The sequence below is a fragment of the Actinosynnema sp. NPDC059335 genome (assembly GCF_042752395.1).
GTDB lineage: Bacteria > Actinomycetota > Actinomycetes > Mycobacteriales > Pseudonocardiaceae > Actinosynnema.
Genome location: NZ_JBHYXZ010000058.1, coordinates 25,339 through 47,626, shown reverse-complemented (window position 1 = coordinate 47,626; position 22,288 = coordinate 25,339). Strand labels below are relative to the sequence as shown.

Annotated in this window: 21 protein-coding genes; 13 read left to right on the top strand and 8 right to left on the bottom strand. The window is 74.2% G+C overall.

Annotated elements, in window-relative coordinates; genetic code table 11:
• Window positions 1-213: 213 nt before the first annotated feature.
• Window positions 214-1,164 carry an LLM class F420-dependent oxidoreductase gene (locus ACFXGA_RS19705; RefSeq protein WP_378089824.1) on the top strand — a complete coding sequence of 317 codons (951 nt, stop codon included), beginning with the start codon at window positions 214-216 and terminating at the stop codon, window positions 1,162-1,164.
• A gap of 2 nt (window positions 1,165-1,166) precedes the next feature.
• Window positions 1,167-1,790, top strand: coding sequence for a TetR/AcrR family transcriptional regulator (locus ACFXGA_RS19700; protein ID WP_378089822.1), 624 nt, complete (start codon window positions 1,167-1,169; stop codon window positions 1,788-1,790).
• Between the two features lie 341 nt (window positions 1,791-2,131).
• On the opposite strand, the gene ACFXGA_RS19695 is transcribed toward ACFXGA_RS19700, so the two are convergent.
• Window positions 2,132-2,596, bottom strand: a complete 465-nt coding sequence (locus ACFXGA_RS19695; protein ID WP_378089820.1) for a peroxiredoxin — start codon at window positions 2,594-2,596, stop codon at window positions 2,132-2,134.
• 109 nt (window positions 2,597-2,705) lie between these two features.
• Here ACFXGA_RS19695 and ACFXGA_RS19690 point away from each other — a divergent pair, with 109 nt between their 5' ends.
• The 6 genes from ACFXGA_RS19690 (at window position 2,706) to treZ (ending at window position 12,149) form a co-directional block, all read left to right on the top strand.
• Window positions 2,706-3,629 carry a LacI family DNA-binding transcriptional regulator gene (locus tag ACFXGA_RS19690; protein WP_378089826.1) on the top strand — a complete coding sequence of 308 codons (924 nt, stop codon included), beginning with the start codon at window positions 2,706-2,708 and terminating at the stop codon, window positions 3,627-3,629.
• Between the two features lie 121 nt (window positions 3,630-3,750).
• Window positions 3,751-5,643: a 4-alpha-glucanotransferase gene (gene malQ / locus ACFXGA_RS19685; RefSeq protein ID WP_378089819.1), complete on the top strand. Its 1,893-nt coding sequence runs from the start codon at window positions 3,751-3,753 to the stop codon at window positions 5,641-5,643.
• An 88-nt stretch (window positions 5,644-5,731) separates the two neighbouring features.
• Window positions 5,732-6,070, top strand: coding sequence for a hypothetical protein (locus tag ACFXGA_RS19680; RefSeq protein WP_378089817.1), 339 nt, complete (start codon window positions 5,732-5,734; stop codon window positions 6,068-6,070).
• 48 nt (window positions 6,071-6,118) lie between these two features.
• Window positions 6,119-8,242, top strand: coding sequence for a glycogen debranching protein GlgX (gene glgX, locus ACFXGA_RS19675; protein WP_378089815.1), 2,124 nt, complete (start codon window positions 6,119-6,121; stop codon window positions 8,240-8,242).
• Complete coding sequence (gene treY / locus ACFXGA_RS19670; RefSeq protein ID WP_378089813.1) at window positions 8,239-10,410, top strand: malto-oligosyltrehalose synthase; 2,172 nt, start codon at window positions 8,239-8,241, stop codon at window positions 10,408-10,410. The genes glgX and treY overlap by 4 nt, the downstream gene beginning before the upstream one ends.
• On the top strand, window positions 10,407-12,149 hold the full coding sequence (gene treZ / locus ACFXGA_RS19665) for a malto-oligosyltrehalose trehalohydrolase (protein ID WP_378089811.1): 1,743 nt from the start codon (window positions 10,407-10,409) through the stop codon (window positions 12,147-12,149). Before treY ends, treZ begins: the two co-directional genes overlap by 4 nt.
• Here the strand turns inward: treZ and ACFXGA_RS19660 are convergent.
• Window positions 12,109-12,612, bottom strand: coding sequence for an ANTAR domain-containing protein (locus ACFXGA_RS19660; RefSeq protein ID WP_378089809.1), 504 nt, complete (start codon window positions 12,610-12,612; stop codon window positions 12,109-12,111). The two genes, treZ and ACFXGA_RS19660, sit on opposite strands and share 41 nt — an antisense overlap.
• Before the next feature lie 208 nt (window positions 12,613-12,820).
• Window positions 12,821-13,180 (bottom strand): VOC family protein, encoded by a 360-nt coding sequence (locus ACFXGA_RS19655; RefSeq protein WP_378089807.1) that lies wholly within the window; start codon window positions 13,178-13,180, stop codon window positions 12,821-12,823.
• Window positions 13,181-13,251: 71 nt separating this feature from the next.
• Between ACFXGA_RS19655 and ACFXGA_RS19650 the strand changes: the two genes are divergently transcribed.
• The 3 genes from ACFXGA_RS19650 to ACFXGA_RS19640 all read left to right on the top strand — a co-directional run bounded on the left by ACFXGA_RS19650 (window position 13,252) and on the right by ACFXGA_RS19640 (window position 15,097).
• Window positions 13,252-13,434 carry a CsbD family protein gene (locus tag ACFXGA_RS19650; RefSeq protein ID WP_378089805.1) on the top strand — a complete coding sequence of 61 codons (183 nt, stop codon included), beginning with the start codon at window positions 13,252-13,254 and terminating at the stop codon, window positions 13,432-13,434.
• Window positions 13,418-14,050, top strand: a complete 633-nt coding sequence (locus ACFXGA_RS19645; protein WP_378089804.1) for a UdgX family uracil-DNA binding protein — start codon at window positions 13,418-13,420, stop codon at window positions 14,048-14,050. Before ACFXGA_RS19650 ends, ACFXGA_RS19645 begins: the two co-directional genes overlap by 17 nt.
• Before the next feature lie 318 nt (window positions 14,051-14,368).
• Window positions 14,369-15,097, top strand: coding sequence for a 3-oxoacyl-ACP reductase family protein (locus ACFXGA_RS19640; RefSeq protein WP_378089802.1), 729 nt, complete (start codon window positions 14,369-14,371; stop codon window positions 15,095-15,097).
• A gap of 149 nt (window positions 15,098-15,246) precedes the next feature.
• Here the strand turns inward: ACFXGA_RS19640 and ACFXGA_RS19635 are convergent, their stop codons facing one another.
• From ACFXGA_RS19635 to gabT, 5 genes are all read right to left on the bottom strand, one after another.
• The gene (locus ACFXGA_RS19635; protein WP_378089800.1) at window positions 15,247-15,762 is read right to left on the bottom strand and encodes a lytic polysaccharide monooxygenase auxiliary activity family 9 protein; all 516 of its coding nucleotides are present in this window, start codon (window positions 15,760-15,762) and stop codon (window positions 15,247-15,249) included.
• Window positions 15,763-16,004: 242 nt separating this feature from the next.
• Entirely contained in the window at window positions 16,005-16,895 is an 891-nt protein-coding gene (locus ACFXGA_RS19630; protein ID WP_378089798.1) for a DUF4231 domain-containing protein, read from the bottom strand.
• Window positions 16,892-17,527, bottom strand: coding sequence for a hypothetical protein (locus tag ACFXGA_RS19625; RefSeq protein WP_378089796.1), 636 nt, complete (start codon window positions 17,525-17,527; stop codon window positions 16,892-16,894). The genes ACFXGA_RS19630 and ACFXGA_RS19625 overlap by 4 nt, the downstream gene beginning before the upstream one ends.
• Window positions 17,528-17,696: 169 nt before the next feature.
• Entirely contained in the window at window positions 17,697-19,127 is a 1,431-nt protein-coding gene (locus ACFXGA_RS19620) for an aldehyde dehydrogenase family protein (RefSeq protein ID WP_378089794.1), read from the bottom strand.
• On the bottom strand, window positions 19,124-20,383 hold the full coding sequence (gene gabT, locus ACFXGA_RS19615) for a 4-aminobutyrate--2-oxoglutarate transaminase (protein WP_378089792.1): 1,260 nt from the start codon (window positions 20,381-20,383) through the stop codon (window positions 19,124-19,126). Before gabT ends, ACFXGA_RS19620 begins: the two co-directional genes overlap by 4 nt.
• A gap of 81 nt (window positions 20,384-20,464) precedes the next feature.
• On the opposite strand from gabT, the gene ACFXGA_RS19610 reads away from it, so the two are divergent.
• Together ACFXGA_RS19610 and ACFXGA_RS19605 are read left to right on the top strand one after the other, a co-directional pair.
• A complete protein-coding gene (locus tag ACFXGA_RS19610; RefSeq protein WP_378089790.1) occupies window positions 20,465-21,739 on the top strand; it encodes a PucR family transcriptional regulator in 1,275 nt (424 codons plus the stop codon).
• Between the two features lie 55 nt (window positions 21,740-21,794).
• On the top strand, window positions 21,795-22,256 hold the full coding sequence (locus tag ACFXGA_RS19605) for a hypothetical protein (protein ID WP_378089788.1): 462 nt from the start codon (window positions 21,795-21,797) through the stop codon (window positions 22,254-22,256).
• Window positions 22,257-22,288: the final 32 nt, after the last annotated feature.

The window sequence follows — 22,288 nt, the reverse complement described above, 5'->3', positions numbered from 1 at the left end:
GTCTTTTGTGTATACGAGACCGGAGCCCGGCCCCCGACCCGGCAGGGGTCGTTCCGGCGGGGAGTGCCGGCAGGGCGGCGAGCCTAGGCCCGGTTCGGACCGCTTCTCCGCACGACGTGGCAGGTCAGGTCGTGCGCGCTGGTCGCGTGACGGGCATACCGACTGGTCGGTACCTGCGGTACGGTGGCGGTCGACACCTTCAGGGAGGCGATCGTGGGCCGTTGGGGAATCACCCTGCCGCTGACCGGCGTGCCGGTGCTCGACCACCGCGCGCTGGTGGCCGAGCTGGCCGAGCTGGGCTACACGGACGTGTGGTCCGCCGAGACCGCCGGCACGGACGCCTTCACCCCGCTGGCGCTGGCCGCGCAGTGGTCCGACCGGGTCCGGCTGGGCACGGCGATCGCCCCCGTCTACACGCGCGGCCCGGCCACGCTGGCCATGACGGCCGCCACGCTGGCCGAGGTGACCGGCGGGCGGTTCGTGCTCGGCATCGGCTCGTCCTCGCCCGCGATCGTGGAGCGGTGGAACGGCGTGCCGTTCGCCGAGCCGTTCAAGCGCACGCGGGACACGCTGCGGTTCCTCAAGGCGGCCCTGGCGGGCGGGAAGGTGTCGGAGGACTACGAGACGTTTTCCGTGCGCGGGTTCCGGCTGGAGCGGACGCCCGCGCAGCCGGTGCCGATCATGCTCGCCGCGCTGCGCCCCGGCATGCTGCGGCTCGCCGGGCGCGAGGCGGACGGCGCGATCACCAACTGGCTCGGCGTCGAGGACGTGCCGAAGGTGCGGGCCGAGCTGGGCGCGGGGGAACTCGCCGCCCGGATCTTCGTCTGCCCGACCGAGGACGCCGACGCCGCCCGCGCGCTCGGGCGCGTGCTGATCAGCACGTACCTGACCGTGCCCGCCTACGCGGCGTTCCACGACTGGCTGGGGCGCGGCGAGGCGCTGCGCCCGATGCACGAGGCGTGGGCGGCCGGCGACCGGCGTGGCGCGGGCGCGCTCGTCCCCGACGAGGTGGTGGACGCGCTGGTCGTGCACGGCAGCGTGGCCGCGTGCCGGGCGCGGGTGGCGGAGTACGCGGCCAACGGCGTGGACACGCCCGTCATCGCCCTGCTGCCCACCGGCGGGGACCCGCTCGACCTCGTGCGCGCGCTGGCTCCGGGGGCCTGACGGTGGCGCGGCGGACCGGGGCGACGCCCGAGCGGATCGTGGGCGCGGCCGTGCGGTTGTTCGCCGCGAAGGGGTTCGACGCCACGACCGTGCAGGAGGTGGTCGAGGCCGCCTCGGTCACCAAGGGCGCGCTCTACCACTACTTCCAGTCCAAGGACGACCTGCTGTTCGAGATCTACCGGTCGCTGATCGGGCGGCAGATGGCCGACCTGGACGGGATCGTCGCGGCCGGGCTCGACCCGGCGACCACGGTGCGGCGGATCCTGGTGAGCCTGGTCGAGACGACCGCGGCGAGCGTGGACGAGACGGCGGTGTTCGTGCGCGAGAAGCACCGGCTGGACGCGGGCCGGATGGCGAACTTCCGGGCCGAGCGCCGCCGGTACCACGAGACGTTCCGGGCGGTGGTCGAGCAGGCCCAGCGGACGGGCCGCTTCAGCTCCGCCGTGCCCGCCGACACGGCGGTCCTGATCGCGCTGGGCGTGGTCAACCAACTGCCGACCTGGTACCGCCCGGACGGGCCGAAGTCGCCGACCCGCCTGGGGGAGGAGATCGCGGACTTCGTGCTGGCGGGCCTCGGGGCCGCACCCCGGCCGGAGGACGACCGACCGCCGACCGACCGCCCCTGACCAGGCACTACGCGCCACTCGGAGGACGGTGGCGCGCTCGGGCGACGGCGACGGTGGCGGTGGCGGTGGCGGTGGCGGTGGCGGCGACGGTGGCGGCGACGGTGGCGGCGACGGTGGCGGCGACGGCGATGGTGGCGGCGATGGTGGCGGCGGCGGTGGCCGGCGATCGGCGCGGACCCCGCTCGGAGGCGGGTTCGGCGCGGTGTCGGGCGGCGGGCGGGGCCGGTTCGAGCCCGGCAGCCGGCCCGAGGCGGCTCGGACCGGCTCGGGCCGGGGCAGGGGTGTCGGGGCGGGGGTGTCGGGCAGCGCCCGCTGCCGAGGCCGCCCGGCCGCCGGGGCGGCTAGGGGGTGCGGTCGGTCCGCCGGCGCAGGACTTCCAGCGCCTTGTCCGCGTGGGCGGCCATGGCGAACTCCGATTTGATGACTTCGATCACGGTCCGGTCGGTGTCGATCACGAACGTGTGCCGCTTCACCGGCAGCGGGCCGAAGCGGCGCTTCACGCCGAACCGGGCGGCCACCCCGCCTGCGTCGTCGGACAGCAGCGGGTAGTCGAAGCCGTGCCGGTCGGCGAACTCCCGCTGCCGCCGCACCGGGTCCGGGCTGATGCCCACCCGCTGCGCCCCGACCTGGGCGAACTCCGCCGCCAGGTCCCGGAAGTGGCAGCTCTCCGCGGTGCACCCGGCGGTCATCGCGGCGGGGTAGAAGAACAGCACCACGGGGCCGTCGGCGAGCAGGTCGGACAGGGTCCGGTCGACGCCGTCCTGGTCGGGCAGGGTGAAGTCGGGTGCCTGGTCGCCGGGCTTCATGGACGTCCTTCCGCGGTGTGCCGATCACGTCGCGCGGGGTGCTCGCGCCCGGGCAACCGTACGGTTCTCGCTAATCTCGTACCAGGCCGGGAGGTGTGAGTTGACGAGCATGTCCGACGTGGCGCGGGCCGCCGGGGTGTCCGCGGCGACGGTGTCGCGGGCGCTGCGCGGCGAGCCCGGCGTGTCCGAGGCGACCCGCCGGTACGTCACCGAGGTCGCGAAGCGCATGCGGTACGCCATCGCCCGGGACGCGTCCAGCCTCGCCGGCGGCCGGCGGTACGCGATCGCCGTGCTCACCGCGGACGTCGGCCGGGGCGACCTGCTCGCGGGCGCGGAGGGCGCGTTGCGGGAGGCCGGCTACGACGTGCTGCTCTACGTGCTCCGCGACGCCGACGCGCGCCGCCGCTTCTTCGAGGAGCTGCCGCTGGCCCGGCGGGTGGACGGCGTGCTGGCGCTGGCGGTCAACCTCACCGACGCCGAGCAGGCGGCCCTGGACGGCCTGGACGTGCCGGTGGTCGCGGTCTGGGACGACGACCTGCGGGAGGCGCTGCGGCTGGCGGTCGGGCACCTCGCGGGGGCCGGGCACCGGGACGTGGCGCTCGTGCTGGCGGGCGACATCGACGAGTCCTACGACGAGGTGCTGGTCGCGGAGGGTCTCGCGGTCCGTCCCGAGTGGACCCTGTGGTCGTCCTCGACGGTGGCGGGCGGCGAGCAGGTGGTGGACGCGCTGCTCGACGGCGAGCGGCTGCCGTCCGCGGTGATCAGCACGAGCGGCGAGGTGGCGCTGGGCGTGTTCCTGCGGCTGCGCCGCGACGGCCGGGAGGTGCCCGGCGACGTCTCGCTGGTCAGCCTGGAGGGCACGGACCTGGCCCGCGCCGTCGGCATGACGGCCGTCGAGGGCGCTTGGCGGGAGCGCGGCGAGCACGCCGTGGACGTCCTGCTGGCCCGCCTGCGCGGCGAGGACGACGACACCGAGCCCCCGTCGGTGCAGCTCGTCGTGCGCGAGTCGACCGGTCCGGCGCGCCGGAGTTGACCTCCCTGGTTTGAACCTCACTCGGCTGGGTTATTAACCCCGGGCAACCTCCTGCAACCATCGGGTGACCACTTGTCACCGGCCTGGATTCGGACCGACGGGGAAGGCGAAGCTGTCCGACGTGGACGACGAGCTGGCGGCACTGGCCGAGGCCCACGGCGTGGCCACCCACTACGAGGACGCCGATCAACGCCGCGCCGACGTCGACCCCGACGTGGTCGTCGCGGTGCTCGCGCAACTGGACGTGGACGCGTCCACGCCCGAGGCGGTGCGCCGCGCGCTCGCCGCCCCGAAGCCGCCACCGCGCACGATCGTGCTGCGCGAGGGCGACGTCCTGGACGACCCCGGCCCGGACCGCGTGGTCGAGCTGGAGGACGGCGGCCGGGTCGGGCTGCCCGCCGCGCTGCCGCTCGGCTACCACCGGCTCGGCGGGCGCACCGTGATCGTCGCCCCGCGCCGGCTCGCGCCCGTCCCCCGGTCGTGGGGCTGGATGCTCCAGCTCTACGCCATGCGCTCGGCCGAGTCGTGGGGCATGGGCGACTACGGCGACCTGGCCACGCTGGCCCGGCGCAGCGCCGCCGAGCTGGGTGCGGGCGTGCTGCTGGTCAACCCGGTGCAGGCGATCAGCCCGACCACGCCGGTGGAGCGCTCGCCCTACTCGCCGTCGAGCCGCCGCTTCGCCAACCCCCTCTACCTGCGGATCTCCGACATCCCGGCGTACCGGGACGCCGACGAGGCCACCCGCGCGGCGGTCGACGCGCTGCGCCCGCCCGGCGACACCGAGCTGATCGACTACGACGCCGTGTGGCGGGCCAAGGCGCAGGCGCTGGAGCTGCTCTGGCGGCACGTCGGGCACCGCGAGCCCGAGGGCGAGCTGCGCGACTTCGCCCGGTTCTGCGCGCTGGCCGAGCGGCACGGCCCGGACTGGCGCGAGTGGCCGCCCGAGCAGCGCGACCCCGCGACCGCCACCCCCGACCCCGAACGGGTGGCGTTCCACGCGTGGCTCCAGGAGCTGTGCGAGCAGCAGCTCGCCGCCGCCCGCCGGGCCGCGCGCGACGCGGGCATGCCCGTCGGCATCGTGCACGACCTGCCCGTGGGCGTGCACCCCGGCGGGGCGGACACGTGGGCCGTGCGGGACGCGTTCGCCGCGGACGTCACGGTCGGCGCGCCACCGGACGCGTTCAGCCGCCTGGGCCAGGACTGGCGGCTGCCGCCGTGGCGGCCCGACCGGCTCGCCGAGCAGGGCTACGAGCCGTTCCGGGCCGTGGTGCGCAGCGTGCTGCGGCACGCGGACGGCATCCGCATCGACCACGTGGCGGGCCTGTGGCGGCTGTGGTGGATCCCGCCGGGCGAACCGCCCAAGCGCGGCACGTACGTGCACTACGACTCCGAGGCGATGCTCGCGGTGCTGGCGCTGGAGGCGCACCGCGCGGGCGCGGTCGTCGTGGGCGAGGACCTGGGCACGGTCGAGCCGAAGGTCACCGAGGCGTTGCACGAGCACGGCATGCTCAGCTCGGCCGTGCTGTGGTTCCAACGGGAGTACGACCTGCCCGACCACCCGCTGATCCCGCCGGAGAAGTGGACCGCGTCGGCCATGGCCAGCATCTCCACCCACGACCTGCCGACGGTGGCCGGGTTCCTCGCCGCCGAACACGTTCGGGTGCGAGCCGAACTGGGGTTGTTTGACGGGCCCGCGGACGGGGAATACGGGGCAGCCGAGCGCGAGCGCGGCGAGTTGCTCGAACTCCTCAAGCAGGAAGGCCTGGCCGCCGATGATGTGGTTACCGCGTTCCACGCCCTGCTGGCGAAAGCCCGGTCGGCGCTCGTGCTGACCTCGCCGCAGGACGCGTTGGGCGAGCTGCGCCAGCCCAACCTGCCGGGCACCACCGACCAGTACCCGAACTGGCGCATCCCGCTCCCGGTCCCGCTCGCCGACCTGTTCGCCGAGCCGGGCGTGCGCGCGGTGGCCGCGGCGTTGGCCGCGGGTCGCGCACCGGGAACCGGTTCGTCATGAAGCGACACCGGCACGTCACAGCGCGCGGCACCGCCGCGGAGTATCGTCAACCAGTCACCCGCGCCAAGGTTGGAGGTGGCAGTCTCCCGTGAACACCGACTTGGTGTCCCGTACCGGGCTGGTGCCCGAGCAGATGATCCCCCACAGCAGGCCGACGGACGCCCTGGAGACCGCCGTGGAGCGGGTCCTGGTGGCCGTCCGCCCGTCGAACCTCGCCGACCCGCTCGCCGGCGCGAGCCACGCGGAAGAGTCCCTTCGGGACGCTCTGCGGCGCACCGACGCGGGCTCGGACGCGGCGCTGGCCCAGGCGGTGGCCTGCGCCGAGGCCGCCTGCGAGCACCTGCGCTACTGCGAACTGCAAGAGGCCAGGCTCCTGCTGGTCGCCGCGCGCGGACAGCTCGTCCGGTCGCACGGCGGCAGAACGTGATCTAGAACGGTAGGGGTCGATCGTCCAAGCTCGTCCGGAGGAATCCCTGTGCGGCCGTGGCCCGGAACTCCCTACCCGCTCGGCGCCGCTTACGACGGCGTGGGCACCAACTTCACCCTCTTCTCCGAAGTCGCGGAGTACGTCGAGCTGTGCCTGTTCGACGACGACGGGACCGAGACCCGCGTCCGGCTGCCGGAGGTGGACGGCTTCGTCCACCACGGCTACCTGCTCGGGGTCGGTCCGGGGCAGAAGTACGGTTATCGCGTGCACGGTCCGTACGACCCGGACCGCGGTCTGCGCTGCAACCCGAACAAGCTGCTCATCGACCCGTACGCCAAGGCGATCACGGGCGACGTCGACTGGCACGAGTCGCTGTTCGACTACCGGTTCGACAACCCGTCCGCGCGCAACGACCTCGACTCGGCGGGCCACGTGCCGCTGTCGGTCGTGGTCAACCCGTTCTTCGACTGGGCGAACGACCGCCCGCCGAAGACGCCGTACAACGAGTCGGTCATCTACGAGACCCACGTGCGCGGCCTGACCATGCAGCACCCCGAGGTGCCGGAGGGGCTGCGCGGCACGTACGCGGGCCTGGCACACCCCTCGGTGATCGACCACCTCAAGGGCCTCGGCGTCACGGCGGTCGAGCTGATGCCGGTGCACCACTTCGTCAACGACCACGCGCTGCAGCAGAAGGGCCTGCGCAACTACTGGGGCTACAACACGATCGGGTTCTTCGCGCCGCACGCCGGTTACGCGGCGATGCCGGAGTCGGCGAACCAGGTGCAGGAGTTCAAGGGCATGGTGCGCGCCCTGCACGAGGCGGGCATCGAGGTCATCCTCGACGTGGTCTACAACCACACCGCCGAGGGCAACCACCTGGGCCCCACGGTGTCCATGCGCGGCATCGACAACCAGGCGTACTACCGGCTGGTGGACGACGAGCCGAAGTTCTACATGGACTACACCGGCACCGGGAACTCGCTGAACGTGCGCAGCCCGCACACGTTGCAGCTCATCATGGACTCGCTGCGCTACTGGGTGACGGAGATGCGGGTCGACGGGTTCCGGTTCGACCTGGCCGCGACCCTGGCCCGCGAGTTCTACGACGTGGACCGGCTGTCCACGTTCTTCGACCTGGTGCAGCAGGACCCGGTGGTGAGCCAGGTCAAGCTGATCGCCGAGCCGTGGGACGTCGGGCCGGGCGGCTACCAGGTGGGCAACTTCCCGCCGCTGTGGACGGAGTGGAACGGCAAGTACCGCGACACGGTGCGCGACTTCTGGCGCGGCGAGCCCGCCACGCTGGGCGAGTTCGCGTCCCGCATCACCGGCTCGTCGGACCTCTACCAGGACGACGGCCGCCGGCCGTACGCGTCGATCAACTTCGTCACCGCGCACGACGGGTTCACGCTCAACGACCTGGTCTCCTACAACGGCAAGCACAACGACGCCAACGGCGAGGACGGCCGCGACGGCGCGGACGACAACCGGTCGTGGAACTGCGGCGTCGAGGGGCCGACCGACGACCCCGAGGTCAACGACCTGCGGGCCCGGCAGCGCCGCAACCTGCTGGCGACCATGTTGCTGTCGCAGGGCGTGCCGATGCTGCTGCACGGCGACGAGCTGGGCCGCACCCAGAAGGGCAACAACAACGCCTACTGCCAGGACAACGAGCTGTCCTGGGTGGACTGGACGCTGGCCGAGAAGAACCGCGACCTGCTGGAGTTCACCTCCGCCCTGACCGAGTTCCGCAGGCAGCACCCCGTGCTGCGGCGGCGCCGGTTCTTCCAGGGCAAGCCGATCCGCAAGGGCGACGAGCTGCGCGACATCGCCTGGTTCACGCCTTCGGGTGAAGAGATGACGGAGCGGAACTGGGGTGACGACTTCGGCCGCTGCGTCGTGGTGTTCCTCAACGGCGAGGGCATACCCGACCTCGACCAGCGCGGCATGCGCGTGCTGGACGACTCGTTCCTGCTCGCGTTCAACGCGCACGACGAGGACATCGAGGTCACGCTCCCGGAGGAGGGCTACGGTCCCCAGTGGACGGTCGTGATCGACACCGCGTCCGGCGCGGTGACCCCGCCGGACGCGGGGGAGCCGGTGCCCGCGGGCGGCAAGGTCACGCTCGTGGCCCGGTCGCTGGTCGTGCTCCAGCGGGTGGAGCAGGAGTGAGCGGCCCCCACGGCGCGCCTCCCGCGTCGACCTACCGCATCCAGTTCACCCCCGGGTTCACGTTCGCCGACGCCGAGGCCGTGGTCGACTACCTCGACGCGCTGGGCGTGGGCGCGCTGTACGCGTCACCGGTGCTGGAGGCCGTGCCCGGCTCCACGCACGGCTACGACGTGGTCGACCCGACCCGCGCCCGGGAGGAGCTGGGCGGCGAGACGGGCCGGGTGTCGCTGCACAAGGCGCTGCGGCGGGCCGGCCTCGGGTTCGTGCTCGACATCGTGCCCAACCACATGGCCGTCGGCCCGGACGACGTCAACAAGTGGTGGTGGGACGTGCTGCGGCACGGCCGGGAGTCCCGGTACGCGAAGTTCTTCGACATCGACTGGGACTCCGGGCCGCTGCTGCTGCCGTTCGCCGCCGACGAGGCGTCGGAGGAGGAGCACGAGCACTACCGGCTGGTGCACTGGCGGCGCGGCAACACCGAGCTGAACTACCGGCGGTTCTTCGACATCACCACCCTCGCGGCGGTGCGGGTGGAGGACCCGGAGGTGTTCGACGCCACCCACGGCGAGGTGCTGCGGTGGGTGGCGGCGGGCGAGGTGACCGGGCTGCGGGTGGACCACCCGGACGGCCTGGCCGACCCCGGCGGGTACGTGCGGCGGCTCAAGGAGCGCGCCGGCGTGTGGCTGGTGGTGGAGAAGATCCTCGGCGCGGACGAGCGGCTGCCCGCGAGCTGGCCTGCGGACGGCACCACGGGCTACGACGCGTTGCGCGAGGTGTGCGGGCTGTTCGTGGACCCGGCGGGCGAGGAGGCGTTCACCGCGCTGGCCGGCGGGCTGGGCGCGCCCACCGACTTCGCCGCGGTCGAGCGGGAGTCCCGCGACCTGGTCACGGGGTCGATCCTGCGCGCCGAGGTGCGCCGGATCGCCGCCCTGGTGCGCGGCGTGGACCGGGAGGAGGCGGAACGGGCGGTCGCCGAGGTCATGGCGGCGTTCCCGGTCTACCGCTCCTACCTGCCCGAGGGGCTCGACGCGTGGACGGCGGCGGTGGGCGCCTCGACCTCGCCCGCGGCGCGCGAGCTGGACCGGCAGGTCCGGGCCGAGCCGCACGGCGAGCTGGCCACCCGCGTCCAGCAGACCTCCGGCATGGTGGTCGCCAAGGGCACCGAGGACACGGCCTTCTACCGGTTCACCCGGTTCGTGGCGCTCAACGAGGTGGGCGGCGCGCCGGACCGGTTCGGCGTGCCGCCGGCGGAGTTCCACGCGCGGGCGGCGGCGCGGGAGGCGGGGTCGCCGGCGGCGATGACGGCCCTGTCGACGCACGACACCAAGCGGTCCGAGGACGTGCGGGCCCGGCTCGCGGTGCTGTCCGAGCTGTCCGGCGAGTTCGCCGAGGCGGTGCGCCGGTGGACCGCCGCGCACCCGATCGACGAGCCGTCGCTGAACCTGCTGGCGTGGCAGTCGCTGGTCGGCGCGTGGCCGATCGGCGCCGACCGGATGCGCGCCTACCTGGACAAGGCGGCCAAGGAGTCGAAGGTCCGCACGACGTGGGTCGACCACGACGAGGAGTTCGAGGCGGCCGTGGCGGCGTGGCCCGACGAGGTGCTGGCCGGCCCGGTGGCCGCCGAGGTGGCCTCGTTCGTGGACCGGATCGTCGCGCCGGGCTGGTCCAACGCGCTCGGGCAGAAGCTCGTGCAGCTCACCGCGCCCGGCGTGCCGGACGTGTACCAGGGCACCGAGCTGTGGGACCTCTCCCTGGTCGACCCGGACAACCGGCGGCCCGTGGACTACGACGTGCGGCGGCGGCTGCTGGCCCGGATCGAGGACGGCTGGCTGCCCGACGTGGACGACTCGGGCGCGGCGAAGCTGCTGGTGGTGCAGCGCGCGCTGCGGTTGCGCCGGGAACGGCCCGAGCTGTTCCGCGGCTACCGGCCGCTGCCCGCGTCGGGCCGGGCCGCACCGCACGTAGTCGCGTTCGAACGGACCGGTCTGGTCGCGGTGGCGACCCGGCTCCCGGTGGGATTGGCGGCGGTGGGCGGCTGGGGCGACACGGTGCTCCCGCTGCCGCCGGGGGAGTGGACCGACGTGCTCACCTCCCGGCCGGCCGGACCGCTGCTCGCGGACCTGCTGGACCGCTACCCCGTGGCACTGCTGGTAAGAGGAGATCAGTGACTTTCTCGGTGTGGGCGCCGGCGCACGAGCGCGTCCGGGTCCGGGTCGACGGTCGGGACCACGAGATGACGGCCGGCGCCGGCGGGTGGTGGCACTGCGACGCGGACGGGCTCGACTACGGGTTCCTGCTGGGCGACTCCGACGACGTGCTGCCCGACCCGCGGTCGCGGTGGCAGCCGGCCGGGGTGCACGGGACGTCGCGGGTGTACGACCACTCCGCGTTCGAGTGGACCGACCACCGGTGGACCGGGCGGGCGCTGCCCGGCGCGGTGCTCTACGAACTGCACATCGGCACGTTCACGCCCGAGGGCACGTTCGACGGCGCGATCGGGCGGCTGGACCACCTGGTCGACCTGGGCGTCACGCACGTCGAGGTGCTGCCGGTCAACGCGTTCGACGGCGCCGCGGGCTGGGGCTACGACGGGGTGCTGTGGGGCGCGGTGCACGAGCCCTACGGCGGGCCGGACGGGTTCAAGCGGTTCGTGGACGCCTGCCACGGGCGCGGGCTCGCCGTGGTCCTGGACGTCGTCTACAACCACCTCGGGCCGTCCGGCGCGTACCTCGACCGGTTCGGGCCGTACTTCGCGGGCAGCAACGACTGGGGACCGGGCCTGAACCTCGACGGCGAGGGCGCCGACGAGGTGCGCCGGTACGTCGTGGACAACGCGCTGGGCTGGCTGCGGGACTTCCACGTCGACGGGCTGCGCCTGGACGCCGTGCACGCCCTCGTGGACCGCAGCGCGCTGCACGTGCTGGAACAGCTCGCCGTCGAGGTGGACGCGTTGTCGGCCGCCGTGGGCCGGCCGCTGACGCTGATCGCCGAGTCCGACCTCAACGACGCCAGGCTCGTGACGGCCCGGGAGGGCGGCGGCTACGGCCTGCACGCCCAGTGGGCCGACGACCTGCACCACGCGCTGCACGTGGCGCTGACCGGCGAGACGTTCGGCTACTACCCGGACTTCGAGGGCGAGCTGGGCCGGACCCTGCGCGAGGTGTTCCTGCACGCCGGCACGTGGTCGTCGTTCCGGGGCCGCCGCCACGGCCGCCCGGTGGACCGCGACCGGCTGCCCGGCTACCGGTTCCTGGCCTACCTGCAGAACCACGACCAGGTCGGCAACCGCGCCGCCGGCGACCGGCTGTCGGCGGCGGTGCCCTGGCAGCGGCAGGCCGTGGGCGCGGCGATCGTGCTGTGCTCCCCCTACACGCCGATGATCTTCATGGGCGAGGAGTGGGCGGCGAGCACGCCGTGGCAGTTCTTCGCGTCCTTCCCGGACCCGGAGCTGGCCGAGGCCGTGCGCACCGGGCGGCGGCGCGAGTTCGGCCGCCACGGCTGGGGCGAGTCGGAGGTGCCCGACCCGATCGACCCGGAGACCGTGCGGCGGTCCACGCTGCGCTGGGACGAGGTGTCCGAGCCGGGCCACCGCGAGCTGGTCGACCTCTACCGGTCGCTGATCGCGCTGCGCCGGACCCGCCCCGAGCTGGCCGACCCGAGGCTGGACCGGTTCGGCGTGCGGGAGGAGGGCTCGGTCCTCGTGCTGCACCGCGGCGGGCTGCGGGTGGTGTGCAACCTGGGGGAGGACGCCGAGGTGCGGCTGGACGTCGAGCCGGCCGGGGTGCTGCTGGCGTCGGCCGAGGTGAAGGTGGACGGGCAGGCGGTGCACCTGCCCGCCGACTCCTTCGCGATCCTGGACGGCCCCGTCACGGACCCTGGTCCGGGGCCAGCCAGCCCACCTCGCTGAGCTTCTCCGCCAGCAGCCGACCGGCCAGCTCGACCTGGTCGGCGAGCTGTCTTCGCACCTCCGGCCGGTCGTCGCCCGAACCCTGGGCGGCGTCGTAGGCCGCGACGAGCCTGCGCGCGGCGTGCACGACCTCCACCCCGGGCCACTGCGAGACGACGATCGGGACGTCGTGCGGTTCGGTGGAGGCGTGCACGGCGCGCACCGCCTGCCGGGGTCCCAGCTCGGCGGAGAGGTCGAGCAACTTCAGCGCGATCGTGTGCAGCTTCACGTTGTGGTGCTGCGACATCCGCACCAGGAGCTGGAAGCCCTCCTGGGGCGTGCAGCCCTGCACCGCGGATATCAGGCCGGTGGCCTGTCCGATCACCGTGCGCGTCTGCACGGCTTTGCGCAGTCCCACGATCTCGGCCTCGAGGCCGGCGATCCGCGCGGTCAGCGAATCGTCACGCCCGTTGTCCCCGACCACGGTCGGGCTCCTCTCTCGCACGTCGGTACCGGTCAGCCAGGCCAGCAGTGCGAGAGCGTCAGGACACGCGGGTGCCAGCACCGGCAAGCCCACAGCTCTCGCTGACCCAGGTGCCCTTGCGGGTGCCGGGTGGCTTGCGGCTGGCTTTTCAACCGCGTAGACGATCACCGTAGTAGAGGAGGGCCGGTGAGGTGCAAGCGGAGGGGCTTCAGCGCGCCGGGAGCACGCAGAACTCGTTGCCCGCGGGGTCGGCGCACACCACCCACGGCAGGGCCGGGTCGGCGTCGACCACGCGTGCGCCCAGGCCGGTGAGCCGGGTCACCTCCGCGTCCCGGTCGCCGTCGGGCGCGAGGTCGAGGTGCACCCGGTTCTTGGTCCGCTTCGGCCCGGTGACGGGTTGCAGCACGAGCGTCGGGCCGTCACCCGCCAGCTCGGTGTACTCGACCCCCTTGGGGTCCTTCCAGCGGCCGGCGACGTGGTGCCCGAGGGCCGCGCACCAGAACTCCTCCAGGGCCTTGACCTGGTCCGACGGGCAGTCGAGGGCGATGGCTTCGATGCGTGCGGTCATGCGTCGGAGTTTCCCCGTCCGGGTGGCGGGTACTCGTCCGGTGCAAGCGAACCGCCGACGAGAGGACGGTCATGGGCACCGACGACAAGCTCAACAACAAGGCCGAGGAGCTCAAGGGCAAGGCCAAGGCGGCGGTCGGCGACGCCACCGACAACGAGCAGTGGCAGGCCGAGGGGCGCACCGAGCAGGCCAAGGGCTCGCTCAAGCAGGCAGGGGAGAAGGTCAAGGACGCCTTCCGTGGCAACGACCACTGACCGGACCACCAGCGCCGCCTCGTTCGTGCCGGAAGGCGCGGACCTGGCGGCGCTGCGCCGTGCGGCGGCCGGGTGCCGGGGCTGCGACCTCTACGAGCCCGCCACGCAGACCGTGTTCGGCGCGGGGCCGGAGGACGCCCGGCTCGTGCTCGTCGGGGAGCAGCCCGGCGACGTGGAGGACCGGCAGGGCGAGCCGTTCGTCGGGCCCGCCGGGCGGCTGCTGGACAAGGCGCTGGACGAGGCCGACCTGGCCCGTGAGGGCGTCTACCTGACCAACGCGGTCAAGCACTTCAAGTTCGTCCCCGCCGAGCGCGGGAAGCGGCGCATCCACAAGTCGCCGACGCGGGGCGAGGTCCTGGCCTGCCTGCCGTGGCTGCGGGCCGAGCTGGCGCGGGTGCGCCCCGACCTCGTGGTGTGCCTGGGTGCGACGGCCGCCAAGGCCGTGCTGGGCAGCTCGTTCAAGGTCAGCGAGCGGCGCGGGCAGGTGGAGCGGGTCGAGGACCACGACGTGATCGCGACCGTGCACCCGTCCGCCGTGCTGCGCGCCCCGGACCGGGACGAGGCGTACCGGGCGTTCCTGGCCGACCTGCGGGTCGTGCGCGCGCACCTGGGCTGACCCGTCGGCCGCGGAACGTGAAGCGGCCCCCTGACCACTTCCCGCACGGGGTGCGGGCCGAGCTGGACTGGGCTCGGGGTCACGGGGGCCGGGTGGCTGCCTGGGATTCGCCCAGACCACCTGGGAAAGGTCGGTCCTAGCGGACAGCCACCTCACGACGAGTCCTATAGCTATTCAACTTCGGACCACCTCCTTCCTCGTGTACCACGAACCTAGGCGAGGTGCGGCGGACCCCGCAACGAGATTTCCGGCTCGGTCCGGACGCCCCGGTCCGATTCCCGCCGGACTCCGGCCCGGCGCGTCGGCAGGATCGTCGGCATGAACTTCGACGGCAGGGTCGCCCTGGTCACGGGCGGCAGCAGGGGGATCGGCGCGGCGATCGCGGTGCGGTTGGCCGAGCTGGGCGCGGACGTGGCGATCACGTATCGGAACAGCCCCGGTGACGTGGTCGACCGGGTGAAGGGGTTGGGGCGGCGGGTGGTCGCCGTGCGGGCGGACAGCGGTGACGCCGACGCGGTGGCGGGCGCGGTCGAGGAGGCCGTGGCCGTGCTGGGGCGGCTGGACGTGCTGGTGAACAACGCCGGGGAGTTCGTCGTCGGGCCGGTGGAGGAGCTGGGCGTGGCGGAGTTCGACCGGACCTTCGCGGTGAACGTGCGGGCGGCGTTCGTGGCGGTGAAGGCGGCGCTGCCGCACCTGGGCGACGGCGGCCGGGTCATCGGGATCGGGAGCAACGTGGCCGAGCGGGCGGTGTTCCCCGGGTTCTCGCTGTACGCGGCGTCGAAGGCGGCGTTGGCGGGGATGACGAAGGCGTTGGCGCGGGAGCTGGGGCCGCGGGGGATCACGGTGAACCTCGTGCACCCCGGTGCGACGGACACCGACGCGAACCCGGCGGACGGCGACGGCGCCGACGTGATCCGCGGCTTCACGGCGGTGGGGCGTTACGCCGTGCCGGAGGAGGTGGCGGCGGCCGTGGCGTTCCTGGCGTCCGACGAGGCGCGTTACGTGACGGGCGCCCAACTGCACGTGGACGGCGGCTTCACCGCCTGACCCCCGCGAGAGTCCTGCGTTCACGCGGCGAGAGTCCTACGTTCGGGACACGTGAGTTCAACGCTCAGCGCTCCCTCGGGCCGCGCCGAGCGTTGAATTCGGGGTCCGTGAACGTAGGACTCTCGCGTGCTGGACGTAGGACTCTCGGGTTAGCTCGCGTTCACGTCGATGCAGGCGTAGAACGCGTTGGAGGTGTCGCCGATGTTCCAGATGGCGAGCACCGTCTGGCGGCCCGACGCGCCCAGGTTCACCGTGTGCGTCACGGAGGCCGGGGGCTGCTGCATGCCGCCGTCGACGAAGCCGACCCGCTTGCCGCCGACGTAGTACTCGTAGTTGGCGGTGCGGTGCCGGGCGGTGAAGGTCCAGGTGAACGAGATGGTGCGGCCGGTGTTGGCGACCTGCCAGCCCTTGTTGTTGTCGTTCAGCTCGGCGAACCTGGCGACGCCGCCGTTGCAGCTCCGCAGGCCCTTCGGGCCTTCGACGCTCTGCGGCTCCCACTTGATGTCGCCGCACGACACGACACCGCGGGCGCATTGGGCCTGGCGGCTCGCCGGTGACGAGACGTAGCCGTGCGCGAACGCGGGCGCCGAGGGCAGGGCGACCGTCACGAGCGGCGCGGCGAGCACGCCGGCCGCCACCGCGGCGATCCTTCGGCGGAGTGACATGTGGACTCCTCTGATCGGATGGGCGGAAACGCTTGTGGCGAACGCCAACCCGAGTGCGCTGGGTGGTCGTTCACCCAAACGCGGCGGCTAGGTCTAGACCATACTCTCCGTGACCACGTGATGACAACGTCCTGTTCGGCGCAATCTCGAAGCTTGTCCCGTTCCGGGCGCGGCGTGCGGGTTCGCGCACGCCGACGAAGGCGACCCGGGGGCGGCGTGGGACCTGTCGGCCGGACCGGGTGTCAGGTCGACGGCCGGGTGCGGGACGCCCGCCACATCGTGTGCTCGCGGCTCACGGCCTCCTCCGCGTCGGCCACCTCGCTGGCCCACGCCGCCTCGTCCTCGACCAGCTCCAGCCGGCTGCGCACGATCGCCAGCTCGTTGGCCGCGAACGTGTAGGCCCGCGCGAGCGTGGACAGCTGGCGCAGGCTGATCCACGCCGTGCCGGCCGCGATCACCGCCGCCACCACGCCCGCCAGGTCGAACCGCACCGCGCCGACCGCCTTCGCCAACGCCGCGCAGATGCCGACGACCTCGATCGTCAGCAGCCCGGCCCGCCACCACCCGGCCAGCCGCTCGTTGCGCGCCGCCTTGTCGGTGTACCAGTGCTGCTGGTCGGCGATGCGCGCCTCCAGGTAGGCGGCCTTGCGCTCGGCGAACGGCGCGGCCCGCAGCGCGCGCATCCCGTCGGTGACCACGGGCCGCTCCGACGGCCGGATGCTGGTCGCCGGGGCGTCCTCCAGCAGCTTGTGCATCTGGAGGATGAACCGGCGCTCGTTCTCGTGCTCGTCGCCGACCCGCTCGAACGGCAGGCCGCCCACGCTGTACTTCCACGCCAGGCTCTTGGCCGACTCGGCCAACGCCCGCCCGTCGTACCAGCGGTCCTCGGGGCGCGCGGACTTCAGGTTCAGCTCCGTGACCGACACCGCGGCCAGCGCGACGGCGGTGCCGATCGCGGCCACGTCGATCCGGCCCACCAGGAACGACACCGCGCCGCTCGCGGCGGCGAGCACGGCCAGCACCAGCCGCAACCGCACGGCCCGGACGTAGCGGCGCTGGCCGTCCAGCGACGCGCTGTCCGCCGCCTCGAACAACCCCGGCAGGTCGTCGTTCCCCAGGCCCCTCGCCGTCATCGCCGGCCCTCCGGTAGGAGCACCCGTTCGACGTGCGCGCGCAGCTCGTCCGCGCCCAGCACGGTGGTGAGCGGCGAGGTGGCGATCGCGGTGGAGCGCTCGTCGGCCGACTCGGCGATGGCGTCCGCGGTGCGGCCGCTGCCGCGCAGCACCACCAGCGGTCGGTTGCGGCCCAGGCTGTGCTCGGCGTCGTCGAACGTGATCGGGCCGCCGTTGACCAGCACCGTCAGCGACGGCAGCGGCCCGGCGACCAGGTCGGCCACGTCGGCCAGCCACGGCGACTCGTCGCCCCACGCGCCGCCGGGCACCAGCACCAGGTGGGTGTGGTTGGGCTCGAACGCGGCCACGTCCACGGCGACCTCGGCGGCCACGCCGATCAGCGGGAACGCCCCGTGCGCCGCCGCCCGCGCCCGGCCCACCGCGCGCATCACGCCGACGTCCGTGCCGCCGTCCACCACCACCGCGCCGCACTCGTCCAGCACCGGCACCAGCCCGCGCAGCACCGCGACCAACGCCTCCTGGTCCGCGCCGCCCATCCCGCCCGCACCGCCGACCAGCACCAGCACCGGCCGGCCGAGCGGCAGCCCGATCCGGCGCAGCTCGGCCTTCGACGTCACCCGCACCCTGTCCACGATGGGCGAACCTACCGGCGCACGGCACGCGGCACCGCACCCCGGCACGTCGGAGTGCCGCCCCACCACGGCACCCCGCCACGGCACCTCGCCACGGCGGCTCGCCACGGCGGCTCGGCTCGGCGTCCGGCTCGGCGTCCGGCCGATCCGGCGCGGGGCCGACGCCGCGCTACAACTCCAGGTCCGTCAGCACGAGCACGCGCTGCTCGGTCAGGTCCTCCATGGCCGCGCGGACGCCCTCGCGGCCGGTGCCCGACTCCTTGACCCCGCCGTAGGGCATCTGGTCGGCGCGGAAGCTCGGCACGTCGCCCACGATCACCCCGCCGACCGCCAGCCGCTTGGCCGCCCGGAACGCCAGCCGCACGTCGTGCGTGAACAGGCCCGCCTGCAAGCCGAACCGGGACGCGTTGACCCGGTCGAACGCCTCGTCCGCCGACGCCACCGGCTCCAGCACCACCACCGGGCCGAAGACCTCCTCGTCCACCACCTTGCACGCGGCCGGCACGTCGGCCAGCACGGTCGGCTCGTAGACCGCGCCGGACCGCCGGCCGCCCGTCAGCACCCGCGCGCCCGCCGCCACGGCCTCGTCCACCCACGCCTCGACCCGCCGCGCGGCCGCCTCGTTGATCAGCGGGCCGACGTCGGTGGCCGGGTCCGCCGGGTCGCCCGTGCCGAGCTTGCGCACGTGCGACACCACCGCGTCCGCCAGCGCCGGGTACACGTCCTCGTGGGCGTACACGCGCTGCACGGAGATGCACGACTGGCCGCCCTGGTACATCGCGAACGTGGCGATCCGCTGCGCCGCCCGGTCCAGGTCCGTCCAATCGGGACAGACCACGGCCGCCGCGTTGCCGCCCAGCTCCAGCACGACGTGCTTGCGCGGCACCCGGTCCAGGATCGAGTAGCCCACCGGGCCGGACCCCGTGAACGACACCACCGGCAGCCTCGGGTCCTCGGCCAGCGCGCCCGCCACCTCGTTCGGCACCGGCAGCACCGACCACGACCCGGCCGGCAGGTCGGTCTCGGCGAGCAGCCCGCCCAGCAGCGACGCCACCAGCGGGGTCGCCGGCGCGGGCTTGACCACGATCGGCGCGCCCACCGCCACCGCGGGCGCGACCTTGTGCGCCACCAGGTTCAGCGGGAAGTTGAACGGCGCGATGCCCAGCACCGGGCCGCGCGGCGCGCGGCGCACCAGCGCCAGCCTGCCGTTCGCGGCCGGGTCGGTGTCCAGCCGCTGCAACTCGCCGGAGAACCGGCGCGCCTCCTCGGCGGCCCAGCGGAACGTGGACACCGCGCGCGTCACCTCGATCCGCGACCACTTCACCGGCTTGCCCGACTCGGCGGTGATCAGCGCGGCCACCTCGTCGGCGCGCTCGGCGAGCCGGCGGGACACGTGGTCCAGCGCCGCGGCCCGCGCGTGCGCGGGCAGGTCGGCGAACTCGCCCGCCACGGCGTGCGCGGCGGCGACGGCGCGTTCCACGTCCTCCGCCGAGGCGTGGGAGGTCACGCCCGCCACCGCGCCGTCGTGCGGGGTGCGGATCTCCACCAGGTCGTCGCTCGTCGCGGGCTGCCCCGCGACCCAGTACGGCGTCGTCGTCACTCGATGGCTCCTTCAAGCACGTCCAGGCCCTCGGCCAGCAGCTCGTCCGGGATGACGAGCGGCGGCAGCAGGCGGATCACGTTCCCACGGGTACCGCAGGTCAGCACGACCACGCCCGCGGCGTGGCAGGTGGCCGCGACCCGGGCCGCCACCTCGGCCGAGGTCAGCTCCACGGCCAGCATCGCGCCCCGGCCGCGCACCTCGACCACGGTGCCCGGCGACAGGGCGCGCAGCCGGGGCAGCACGGTCGCCTCGATGCGCCGGGCGGCGGCGTCGAGCCGCAGGTCCCGCATGGTGTCGAAGGCGGCGAGCGCGGCGGCGCAGGCGATCGGGTTGCCGCCGTACGTGCCGCCGAGGCCGCCGGGGTGCACGGCGTCCACCACGTCGGCCCGGCCGGTCACGGCGGCCAGCGGCAGGCCGCCCGCGATGCCCTTCGCCGTGGTGACCAGGTCGGGCACGACGCCCTCGTGGTCGCACGCGAACCAGTCGCCGGTGCGGCAGAACCCGGTCTGGACCTCGTCGGCGACCAGCAGCACGCCGTGCGCCCGGCACCAGTCGGCGAGGGCGGGCAGGAACCCCGGCGCGGGCACGACGAACCCGCCCTCGCCCTGGATCGGCTCGACCACCACGCACGCGACGTCCTCGGGCCGGTCGATCGCGGCGACGGCGCGCCGGGCCGCCTCCTCGCCGGTCAGGCCGTCGTGCAGCGGGTAGGAGCCGGGGACGCGGAGCACGCCGGGGGTGAACGGGCCGAAGCCGTGCTTGTAGGGCATGTCCTTGGCGGTCAACGCCATGGTGAGGTTGGTGCGGCCGTGGTAGGCGTGGTCGAGCGCCACGACCCCCGGCCGCCCGGTGGCGTACCGGGCGATCTTGACCGCGTTCTCCACCGCCTCCGCGCCGGAGTTGAGCAGGACCGAGCGCTTGTCGTGCCGGCCGGGGGTCAGCTCGGCCAGCCGCTCGCACACGTCCAGGTAGCCCTCGTACGGCGTGACCATGAAGCAGGTGTGGGTGAACCGGTCCACCTGCTCGCGCACGGCCCGCGCGACGCGGGGCGCGGGGTTGCCGACGCCGGTCACCGCGATGCCCGAGCCCAGGTCGATCAGCCGGTTGCCGTCCACGTCCACCAGCAGCCCCGGTTCGGCGTGGTCCACGTACACCGGCAGCGTCGAGCCGACGCCCGCCGCCACCGCGCCCTTGCGCCGCGCGGTCAGCTCGCGGGAACGGGGGCCGGGGATCTCGGTGCGCAGTCGGGCCATGGCTCCAGCATCGACCCGTCGGCGCGCCGGGGACAGTGTCCGCAGTGGCGTGCCGGGGCGCGCGGGCGGTACACAGTGTCCATGGCGTTGACGGTCGGGGCGCTGGCCCGGGAGGTCGGGTTGGCGGTGCTCGTGGACGCCGGGCTGGACCGGGTGGTGACGTGGGTGCACAGCACCGAGCTGGCCGACCCGACGCCGTTCCTGGAGGGCGGCGAGCTGCTGCTGACCACCGGCATCGCGCTCGGGCCCCACGAGGAGTACGTGCGGCGGCTGGTGGCGGCGCGGGTGGTGGGCCTCGGGTTCGGCGTCGGCCTGAGCCACGACCGGGTGCCGGACGACCTGGTCCGCGCGGCCCGCGACGCCGGGCTCGCGGTGCTGGAGGTGCCCCGGGAGACGCCGTTCATCGCGATCACCAAGGCGGTGTCGCGGGCCGTGGCGGCGGACGAGTACGCGGCGCTGGCGCGCACCGGCGCGGCGCAGCGGGCGTTGACCCGGGCGGCGGTCGGCGACGGGCCGCCGGGCGTGGTGCGGCGGCTGGCCCGGCTCCTCGACGGCGCGGCGGCGCTGCTGGACCCGCACGGCGCGCCGGTGCACGCGGTGGGCCCGCTGCCGGACCTGGCCGGGCACGTGCGGCGGCTCGCGGCGTCGGGCGGGCCGGCGGGGGCGGCGTGGCAGGAGGGCGGGCGGCACGTCGCGATGCAGGTGCTGGGCCGGCGCGGCTACCTGGCCGTCGCGGCGGGCCGGCCGCTGGACGCGGGCGTGGTCAACACCGCCGCGTCGCTGCTCACCGTGGCGCTGGCGCGGTCGGACGAGGTCGACGCGGTGCGGCGGGAGCTGCGCGCGGCGCGGTTCCGGCTGGCGCTCGCGGGCGAGCCGGTGGAGGGCGTGCCGGACGGGCCGTTCCGGGTGTTCCTGCTGCGCGACCGCGAGCCCGCCGAGCCGACCGGGTTCTGGGCGGAGGTGGACGGGCGGGTGGTCGTGCTGGCCCCGTCGGTGGACGTGCCCGCCGCGGCGTCCTCCCCGGTGGACGCGACGAGCGTGGCCCGCGGTTACCGGGAGGCGTCGCGGGCGTGGGAGGCGGGCGTGGCCACGTTCGAGGAGGTCGCCGGCGCGGGGCTGCTCGCGCCCGACGCGGCCGAGTTCGCCGCCGCCCTCCTCGCGCCGCTGGACGACGTGCTGCGGGAGACGTTGCGGGTGTGGCTGGCGTGCCACGGCCAGGCCGAGCCCGCCGCGGCCCGGCTGGGCGTGCACCGGCACACCGTGCGCCACCGCGTCCAGCGGGCGGAGCGGCTGCTGGGCCGTTCGCTGGACCCCGCAGGCACGCGCGCCGAACTCTGGTTCGCGCTGCACGCCTGACCGTACGCTGGACCGACACCGCCACCGAACACTCCTTGACTTCGAGGGGGATCCTTTGGCGCGCTACCGATTGCTGGCCCACGCGGCGGCGGTCGTCACCGTCACCGCGGCCTTGCTCACCGGCGTCTTCATCAGCCCCGCGGGGGCGTGCACCTGCATGCCCGCCAACGAGGCGCTGCGCTACCAGCAGGCGACCTACGTGTTCTCCGGGGTGGTGGTGCACGAGAAGGTCGAGGAGTCCGTGTACCGCTACACGGTCGACGTCGACACCGAGTACAAGGGCGACGTGCCGCACCGCGTGTACGTGCTGACGCAGCGGAACAACTCCTGCGGCATCCGGCTCACCGTCAACGCCGCGTACGTCGTGTTCGCCAAGGGCGACGTGGCCGACCGGCGGGTGGAGACCGACTACTGCAGCGGCACCCGCTCGGCCGCGGCCGGGCCGCCGACGACCACCTCGCCGTGGTCGGGCACCTCCACCCCGCCCACCACGCCCTGCGCGACGCCCGCGCCGTGACGGCCAGTCCGCCCGCCGCCGACCGCCGTACC